The sequence below is a fragment of the Cohnella suwonensis genome (assembly GCF_042655365.1).
Classification (GTDB): Bacteria; Bacillota; Bacilli; order Paenibacillales; family Paenibacillaceae; genus Cohnella; species Cohnella suwonensis.
This window is the reverse complement of record NZ_JBHSMH010000121.1, coordinates 212-3,974: the sequence shown is the minus strand read 5'-3', so window position 1 is coordinate 3,974 and position 3,763 is coordinate 212. Positions and strand designations below refer to the sequence as shown.

Annotated in this window: 2 protein-coding genes; both read right to left on the bottom strand. The window is 60.1% G+C overall.

What is annotated here, in order from left to right:
- A partial coding sequence (locus tag ACFPPD_RS26945; RefSeq protein ID WP_378084032.1) for a glycoside hydrolase family 48 protein occupies positions 1-2,659 on the bottom strand: 2,659 nt, incomplete at its 3' end.
- A gap of 44 nt (positions 2,660-2,703) precedes the next feature.
- A partial coding sequence (locus ACFPPD_RS26940; protein ID WP_378084029.1) for a cellulose binding domain-containing protein occupies positions 2,704-3,763 on the bottom strand: 1,060 nt, incomplete at its 5' end.

The following is a 3,763-nucleotide window of genomic DNA, read 5'->3' as shown; positions in this document are numbered from 1 at the left end:
TTGCCACGTTCGTATACGGTCCACCGCTCGTCGTTGCGCGCTTCACCGTATAGCTCGTCGCACCTGCGGAAGCCGTCCAGCTAAGCGCAACCTGCGCATTTCCCGCCGTAGCCGTAAGACCGGTCGGTGCCGGAGGAATCGTCGGTACGGACGGCGTTGCGCTAACCTGCGAGGAATTCGCGCTTTCGCCGACCGCGTTCGCGGCGCTGACGACGTAATAGTACGTCGTGCCGTTCGAGAGGCCCGTGTCCGCGTAACCCGTCGCCGTAACTCCGGTCGCTACCGTCGTGTACGGGCCGCCGCTCGTCGTCGCGCGCTTGACGTTATAGCTCGTCGCGCCAGCGGATGCCGACCAGCTTAGCGAAGCTTGCGCGTTGCCCGCCGTTGCTGTCAAGCCGACCGGAATCGACGGAACCGACGGCGTGGAAGACCCGATCAAACGGTCGAATTCCGCATAAGCCGTCGCGATGTCGACCTGCGACCAGAAACGGTGATACTTAAACGTCGGAGTGCCGTTATCCCATTTTTCCGTCGTCGGGTTCCAAGAGGTGTTATACAGATTCGTAAGATAAGACCATTTCGGATCTTGCGTGATTTTCGGCCGAAGCTCCGGATAGCTGATGTAGACCCCGTTGCCGCCGCGCGCGGGATCGGACGCAATTCCGCCGGTTCCGGGAATCGCGTTGCCCATCCCGTACGTGCCGGACCATCCGGTAGGGAAATAGATTTCTTTCTCGAAATACCGGTGATAGTCGCCGCGTTCTTCGTCCTTTGCGATCCCGATGCCATCGTTAAAGTTCCATGCCGCGCCGAGAAGGGAATCCGCGAGCGTCTTCGCCTGGTCTCCAAGCGTCGTGTAGCTGCCGCTCTCGGCCTTCGTGCCCGCGGCGAAGAAGATCAACGCTTTGATATAGCTGCCGAGAACGCCGACGTCTTGGCTCGGGTTAACCGTGGTCGCATGGTAATTCGAATTGCCCGGGAAGCTCGCGAAGTTGGTCCACGTATTCGGCTGACCCGACCACAGAAGCTTACCGGGAATATAAAACTCTCCTTGCGCAGGCGTCGTCGCAATGGAAGGATTGGCCCCTCCCAGCACGCGCTGGCCGTTCGTGTCGACGTAATAATCGTCGTCGTCCGGGCCGAATTCTTGCGTCACCGGTTTCGCGTTGACGAACGTGTAGTCCATCGACCAGTCGACCCATTTGGTAATGACGTTTTTGGCCATCTGGAAGTTGGTCGAGCTAATGTCTCCGCTGGAAGCGAGAATGTAGTACAGTTCCGCGACCCTCTCGAGCGGCCACGCCTGGAACCCGAACCATTCGTTGGAGTCCGGATCGGTGTACACCGGCGCTTGCTGATACGCCAAATTATAGAAGGTGCTCACGCCGGACGGATAAGCGGCGTAGCTTCCGCCCCAGCTGTTCGTCGCGCCGCCGCCGATCGCGCCTTCCGCGGACAGCAGCCAGTTGTAAAATTCGAGCTGGCGCGTCAGCGATGCGTTCCAGTCCGCTTGCCCCGTTGCCGAAGCCGGCGCGAGTCCTCCTGCCGTCGTACCGAGCGCATAGGCCGCGACAGGGTTCTGATACGCTTGGTGCGCGTGGCTGGCGCCGATCCGCCAAGCCCAGTTGCCGCCGGAGCCCAATCCGCCGCCCCACGCGGTATACCAAGAGAGCAGATTAAAGCTGGCGTTTTTGCCGGTTCCGGCGGAAGGCGTGCCGTCGCTGGCGCTTCCGGCTTGCTGGAAGTATTTATCGTACATGCCGTAACGAAGGAAATCGCCCATTTTTTTCGCTTTGTTCAACACTGCCGTGTTGTTATAGCCAAGTTGCTTCGCCCAATAGATTACCTGAACCGCCCGCGCGTCCGCATCGGTTGCGTTGGTATATTTCCACTGCGCCGCGGGAGCTTGCGATTCTTTCGTGAACAGGCTCATGAAGCCTTCGTTCGGTTTTCCGAACGTTTTGTTATCCTGCGACGGATGGGTAATCGCCTCCCATACCGACTCTTCCTCTCCGCGCTGGAACGTATTGACGTAGGTCGCGGTGTGGGACGGATTAAGCGTGTTGCCGAACCCGTACCAGTTGTCTACGTCCACCAGCCAATGCATCAAATAGGTCTGGTTATTGCCGTAGGTCGCTTTCAGTTCGGCATCGAGCGGGTCGGTACCCGGCGGGACCGCTCCCGACAACAGCGAAGGATACTGATCCGGGAAAGGATGCTCCGAGGCATACGTAGCCGGACTGTTCGGATTGTAGTTGTTCATTGTCGGTTGTTCCTCGACGCCGTCGCCTTCGTTAATCGGAATGATGTATTTCTCCATGCTGGCCCAGGCTGCGTCCAGCTTGGTCCAGTCGCCCGTGTAGTGGCCGTACAGCGTTTCCAGCCACAGCCAATAGCTGTAAGCTTCCGACGTCGTCATATGGCCGTAGTCCGGCGCTTCGCTCATCAGCGTCTCGACGGCATGGTAAGGAATGCCTTCGGGAGAGAAATAGCCGTTAGCCGGATTTTTGATCTGATTGTACAGATCCATGAATCGCGTCTCGTAGATCGTTGCCGCGGAAGCTTCCTTCGGCGAGACCCACAGGCTGGCATAGGCGGACATGATCATGGCGGCCGCGATCCACCATATGAGCCCTTTCCGGTAGATACTTTGATACATTACGAATTCCTCCTTTAGTTGACCTGGATTCTCTTACGGTTCTATTACGGTTCGATTCCCCAAACGAGCGTGCCGCCTTGATAGAGCGTCACTTTGTTCCAGTCCGCGAAGGCCGTTTTCGTTCCGTCGAACGAGTAATCGTTCGCCTCGTTGAAATTGGACCAATCGGTCTTGGCGATACGGATCATGATGTCTCCCGTTTGGCCGCCCGCCGCGATCGAGCCGGCGCCCGCGCCGAACGTGAGCTCCAAATACGTGTCCGCATTGGTGCCCGAAGCGCTTGCGAAAGCTCCGCCGACGTTGCCCGATCCGACTTGGGCATAGTCCAAGAAGTAATTCACTCCCGACGCGCCGTCTTTCGTGAAATAATAGCGCAGTTTCACGTTGCTCAGACTGACGGCGGTCGTGCCGGTGTTCTTGACGTTGAAAGACGCGTAAATCTGGTTGTCGGACGCGTTGGCATTGCTCAGCTTGTATTGCGCGACGAGAGTGCCCGTTCCGCCTCCGCTTGGCGTCGCGCTAACTTGCGACGAATTCGCGCTCTCGCCCGCGGCGTTGGACGCGCTGACGACATAGTAGTAAGTCGTGCCGTTCGTCAGTCCCGTATTCGTATAGCTCGTCGCCGTCACCCCGGTCGCCACGTTCGTATACGGTCCGCCGCTCGTCGTCGCGCGCTTCACCGTATAACTCGTCGCGCCCGCGGAAGCCGTCCAGCTCAGCGCGACTTGCGCGTTGCCCGCCGCGGCGGTCAGTCCCGTCGGCGCGGCGGGAGGCTGCGGAGCCGCCGGCGTCGCGCTCGCCTGCGCGGAGTTGACGCTTTCGCCTGCCGCATTCGAAGCGCTGACGACGTAATAATAGGTCGTGCCGTTCGTCAGTCCCGTGTCCGCGTAACTCGTCGCCGTCACTCCGGTCGCCACGTTCGCATACGGTCCGCCGCTCGTCGTCGCGCGCTTCACCGTATAGCTCGTCGCGCCCGCGGAAGCCGTCCAGCTCAAGGCAACCTGCGCGTTGCCCGCCGCCGCGGTCAGTCCCGTCGGCGCGGCCGGAGGCTGCGGCGCCGTCGGCGTCGCGCTCGCCTGCGCGGAGTTGACGCTTTCGCCTACG